The 5,371-nt window shown below is 55.9% G+C and carries 4 protein-coding genes; 3 read left to right on the forward strand and 1 reads right to left on the reverse strand.

Going from position 1 to position 5,371, the window contains the following annotated elements; genetic code table 11:
• Window positions 1–352: 352 nt before the first annotated feature.
• Genes ACLRGI_RS22290 through ACLRGI_RS22300 form a run of 3 tightly spaced genes read left to right on the forward strand, consistent with a single transcriptional unit; the run spans window position 353 to window position 3,994 of the window.
• On the forward strand, window positions 353–1,357 hold the full coding sequence (locus ACLRGI_RS22290; RefSeq protein ID WP_419203631.1) for a hypothetical protein: 1,005 nt from the start codon (window positions 353–355) through the stop codon (window positions 1,355–1,357).
• Window positions 1,350–1,958, forward strand: a complete 609-nt coding sequence (locus tag ACLRGI_RS22295) for a hypothetical protein (RefSeq protein ID WP_419203632.1) — start codon at window positions 1,350–1,352, stop codon at window positions 1,956–1,958. Before ACLRGI_RS22290 ends, ACLRGI_RS22295 begins: the two co-directional genes overlap by 8 nt.
• Window positions 1,955–3,994, forward strand: coding sequence for a hypothetical protein (locus ACLRGI_RS22300; RefSeq protein WP_419203633.1), 2,040 nt, complete (start codon window positions 1,955–1,957; stop codon window positions 3,992–3,994). Before ACLRGI_RS22295 ends, ACLRGI_RS22300 begins: the two co-directional genes overlap by 4 nt.
• A gap of 494 nt (window positions 3,995–4,488) precedes the next feature.
• Here ACLRGI_RS22300 and ACLRGI_RS22305 read toward each other — a convergent pair.
• A partial coding sequence (locus tag ACLRGI_RS22305; RefSeq protein ID WP_419203634.1) for a transposase occupies window positions 4,489–5,371 on the reverse strand: 883 nt, incomplete at its 5' end.

A 5,371-nucleotide genomic window follows, 5' to 3' on the forward strand; every position in this document is an offset into this window, starting at 1 on the left:
GTATAAGAGACAGAGTCAAGGGGGTGCGTGGGGGAGGTGGGGCTTTGGGATACCAAGAGGTGCCCGACGGGCCGACTGCGCCGAGGCAGTATTCGACCCGACAGGCTTCCGGGCCTCCGTTTCTCTCTGGTTCGGCGAGTGAGCCAGCCTCCGACACTGGCCCATGTCAGAATCTGAGTACCCGCTTAGCTGATACTTGGAAAACCTCCGTTTCACTGGTGCCTACAGGTGCTTCTGAACTTCGGAATCACATGTCGTTTGAAATGGAGTTCTCGCGTGCATTTTTTTGGCAAGTACCGCGTAGTACACAGACGTGCCCGTTGCGCGCCGTTCAAGCTGCCTGGTTACTTCAATGGCTGAGCTTGCCGCCGCTTCTATTCTTTTCAAGCAGTTCGAAATTGAGACCGGAACCGTTGGGGGTGCTCGTGAACGTTTCCAGCAGATGGTCACGGACCTCGTTGGCTTATTGAATCCCGGAGCAAACGAAGTTGCGGCCGGCGGGGGCAGTGACTGGGGGATTGACACCTATGTTGGACGTCTTGATGACTCAATCTTGGTTTGGCAATCGAAGTTCTTCATAGCGTGGCGTGGTGAGAACGAGCGTGGGCAAGTAAGGAAATCCTTCAACGAACTGGTCAAAAAGGCTGAGCAGGAGAATTTCAAGGTTTCACTCTGGCGGCTGTGCGTACCGTGTGTGCTCCCACCGGTGGAGCAGAAATGGTTCGATAACTGGAGCACGAAGCAGAAACGGACTACCGGAGTTCAGATAGAGCTTTGGAACGGAGTTAGGCTGCGGCAATTCATCAGCATGGATGATGCTAAGTCCGTCCGAGAGAACTATTTTCCTGGAAGTTTCCGTTCCACTACACCGCTGCCCGTGCTGACTGCCAAGAATACAACCGCCTTTGACTCTGCGCTGTTTGTTCGTCAGCTCGAGGAGGCGGGCGTCTTGGAAACGGATGGTGCGAAGGGCTTGTTCTATGCGGCGGAAGCACTCGCCCGAGATATTGCCGGACGCGGTGTGGAAGAAGAGATGAGAGCCTTCTTGGAGATTCACCTCGACCTCCTCACTGTTTGGGAAGATCATTTCAACGCCTCAGCACAACAAGCCGACGCTCGGGGGCGGATGGGATCGTTTGTCCGAGACGTGCTTCAGCGAGCGGCAACGTCACAGGACCCTCCCGGTATTCAGCTCAGGCCTGCACACCGTAGGGGGATCACGCATCGGCTCGTTGAGGACCGCAGGGCTGGCTGGGTTACGCACTGGAGACAGGTGGCGGCGAATCACAGCGAACCCAGCACCATAGACGCCGACGTTGATAAGTTTATTGAGAGCGGAGGTTGCGGTAATGGATGAAAAGTCAATTGCGGGCAATTTCGTCGATTCCGCGCAGGCCGTTCCGTGGTCTGTTGAAGATTCAATGAGCTTTCGACTAGCCGAACTGCTCCTACTGCTCGATGAGATGCGTCAGTACACAACCAAAGTGATCACGGTGGATAGAATCGGCTACTTTGCATTCTTTGCTTCGCACCCTTTTGTGTTGGTGGACAGGCAAGACGATCAGGGAGCGGCCGACCGAGTGAAACTCAACGCTGCAGGATTCAGTCGCACTCAGATTTCTTACGCGTCGATCGGATCGCGGTATGTCAGACGGCGTCGCCTGCTGCAAATCGACCTTGAAATACTTGTATCCTATGAGCTTTGCAAAATAACCCACCGTGGCTTCTCCCTGTCGGAGCAAGGCCTTGAGCTGGTAGCCGCCCTGATGACAGCACACGCCGAGGCTTATCGCGTTGCGGTACGGGTCGTCCTAAAGCGACTGGCCCGGATCTCTGACGCTGCCTTAACAAGAGTCGCTCGTGAGGTTCTCGGAAGTTCCTGGCTGCTAATTGATTTCACGGAAGACGTCAGAGAAACCGAGATAGTGAACGAAGTCAAAGATGAGAGCACAAAATGACCAGAGAACGCAATGTCGTCGGCTTACGCATTGTTCGCTTGTCGCTAAAGGGGTCGCTGGCGTCCTCCAACACGTACGAAGTTGACTTTCGTCAAGCCGACTCGCATGAATGGCGTCCCCTGGCAATCGTGGCAGGACCTAGTTCGACAGGGAAGACGAGCGTTGCCGACTTCATTCGCTACAACTTGGGAGCTGAGAACCATCCGCAGCATCCGGAAATCGTGGGTTCAGTAGGGGCCTCAGTTCTTGAAGTGGAGCTTAGAGGCGAAACTACGACAATTGAACGCTATGTCTCGGGAAGCCCCTCCAAATTTGCCTCGGTGTGGCGAGGCTCGATGGATGGGATCGGTGAGGCGACGGAATCACGCCTGCCTATAGATCCGCCGTCAGCGCCTGACAGTCTTTCGCAGTTGATTCTCTCGTCCATGGGCTTGGAGGGCATGTCGTTGCCCGAGGCTCCGACGCAGGCGGAGTCGGCTGTGCAGACGTTTAGCATTCGAGATCTGACAAAGCTGTTCTGGCTTCCGAACGAGCGGCTCGACAGCAAGAATCTGTTGTTTGAGCACTCAAATTACACTGTCGCCCAGAAGTTTCAGCAGACTGTCGACTTGCTCTTCGAAGTTTCTGATAATGAAGGCGTTAAGTTGGCCGCCCAGTTGAAAGGATTAACTGGAGCGCTCTCCATGGCAGAGCAGAACGCCGAGTCCCTTAGGAGACTTGTTGAGCAGGAACATCCTCTTGGTGCTCTGGTTCTTGAAACAGACCTAGCAGTCGAGGTGCGACGTCATAGCGAACTTCTAGCCCGGCAAAAGCAAATTGACCTAGAAGGCCGTAACTATGGCTTGGCCTCCGCCAACCTTCGCGCTGCTCTAGCCGATGCCGAAGAGAGTGCGACACGAGCCCAGCTTCGGGTGCGCGACCGCAAGAGTTTGATCGAGAGATTGGCCGCTTTGCGTAGCCAGTATGCCGACGACCAGCGAAAGCTTGTATTCCTCAAACAGGCTGAGCGACTTTTCGATCCACTTCATGTAAAGGTCTGTCCAGCTTGCCTTTCGGCACTTGTAAAGGCTCCCGAAGTCCTTGACAGTTCATGCTCCTTGTGTCACAGCAAGCTATCTGAGGTGGGTAATTTAACTTTGGGGGGGTCTTTGGTCGAACTTAATTCCGGTGAAGATCAGGCCTCGGAAAGGGGCGATGTCCAAGATCTCATCTCGGCCGAACTGCGGGCGACCTCGAGAAGACTGGTAGGCCTGAATGAGTATTGGGATAGGTTGCGCGATGACATGGTGCGTCTCCAACAGGACCTGGAAGTTGCTCTGAACCGGGCGGCAGAAGCCAGCCGAGCACTCAATGAGATAAGCAACCTTCCCGCCCCTTACTTGGCCGCGCGTGATCAAATATCCCGCGAAATCAACGAATCAAATTTGTCCCGACAAAGTGCGGAGACCGGGCTTCGCCTATGGCGGCAAGTTGAGAAGGCTGAAGCCAATGTCGATATTCTCCGAGGGCAAATCGCTCGACTGCGAGCGGAAAGAAATGACGCCAAGAATCGTCCTGATCGCACGTCCGTTGTCAGGCGAATCTCCGAACGCTTCGGTAAGGTACTTCAAGACATTGGCTATCCAAAATTAGAGAATCCATTTCTAGATGACAAATTGATTCCGCATGTGCGTAATCTAGATTACACGCACGCAAGTAGCGGCGGGCAGACGCTCATTAGCCTCGCGTGGTATCTCGCAGTATGGGAAGTTTCATTTGAAGAGGCCGAACACGCCCCAGGCTTGCTCATAATAGATAGTCCGCAGAAAAATCTAGGTCATTCAGCCGACCCCAATGACCCCGACTTTGCTGACACAAAGTTGGTTCAGAACTTTTACCGACACGCTGAAAAATGGTTGAATGAAGCAGGCCTGGGAGCGCAGCTCATCGTAATCGATAACAGTCCTCCCGAATCGGTTAGAGACCATGTTGTCGTACGTTTCACGAGGGACCCCCATAGACACCCTTATGGCCTAATTCACGACGCAACGACCTAGCGGAGCAAGAACATGCAACGGCAATCGGAAGGAACCTTGTCTGCATGTAGGGACAGCAAGGTTTGCAGCTTTCTGATGATTAGCCTCAGGTGTTGCTGAGTCTCTCCGCGAACTGATCCCACGGATTGTTTGCACCATCCACGTAACCGAGGAGATACTTTACTGGGAGTGCCCGATGCTTTTTGGTCGAGGGCCCCGGAGGGTTCTTCCTCGTAGAAGGTGCCGTACCTGACCATTAAATCAGGTTCACCGGGTACTTGCGGCTGTGATTCCTGGCCCAAAGTAGCGAAGCCGCGTCACCCAGACTCGTCTTGCGTGACCTAACCTCGATTTTTCATGGCGGTTGGTGATGGTTGCTGCTTTGGGCTGGCTGGTTGGTCGGGGGTTGTTTTCTGTTTTCGGGCAGCGTGGTTTGGCCCTTTGGTTCGCTTTGGGGTGGCGCCGGTTCCACTTCCGGTGATGTGGCTGATCGTCGGGACAGGAAGAGTGCCTGCTCAGCCTGTGCCGGCAGGCAGGACCTGTTTGAGGCGTCCAGTCTTTCGCAGGAGGAGTTGCAGGAGGTTTTTCTCCGGTGCTGATTCTGGTAGGAGGAGCCGGGTGCGGCGGGCGCGGGTGATGATTTTCCCGGCGGTCGTGAAGAGCCGGTAGCGCCAGCGTTTGATGTCCCAGGCTTTGGCGTGGTGGCCGTGCGGGAGGGCGGTGAGCTGGAGCCAGGAGACGAGGTTGAAGGCCAGGGTGGCGGTGTTCGCCCAGGCCTGGTTCGCGGCGAAGTCGAAGAACGGCAGCTTGCCCAGGCCGGTGTTTTTCAGGGTTTTGATCCGATTTTCACACCGTCCCCGGGCGCGGTGCCTGGCGTCCAGGAACGGTCCGTGCCAGCGGGGTGAGTTGGTCAGGAAAGCGGTGATGCGGTGTCCGTCGGTATCGAGCAGGGTCGGCTGCGCGCCGGGGTGCAGTGGTTCTGCCCGGAGGTAGAGGTTGGTCCCTGGTGGGTAGTCGGTGAGCGGGATGACGTCGGTGGCGTTGATGACCCAGGCGTCGGTGCGGTCGTTTCCGTTCTGGTCGAGGGCCGGCTGCCAGTATTGTTTGTCGCTGATCCAGTCGATCATGTGTGCCTTGCCGAACGGGATGGTGTAGCTGGTGGTGAACTGCACGCCCAAGCTGTGCAGGTGCCAGAGGAACTTCCGCGAGGCCCCGGCACTGTCGGTGCGGACCAGCACTTTCTCTCCGGCCAGGGCCTCGGTTTCAGTAAAGAAGCTCTCGGGCAGTTGGGCGACAGCGGTGTGGAAGATGCCGATGTGGTCCTCGGCGTTGTTCGCTCCGGCGTTGCCCGGGCGCAGCACCGCGGCGAGGATTTCCGGCTCTTCAGAATTGAGAGTG

The organism is Paenarthrobacter sp. PPS72, from assembly GCF_048537125.1.
Taxonomy (GTDB): Bacteria; Actinomycetota; Actinomycetes; order Actinomycetales; family Micrococcaceae; genus Arthrobacter; species Arthrobacter nitroguajacolicus_E.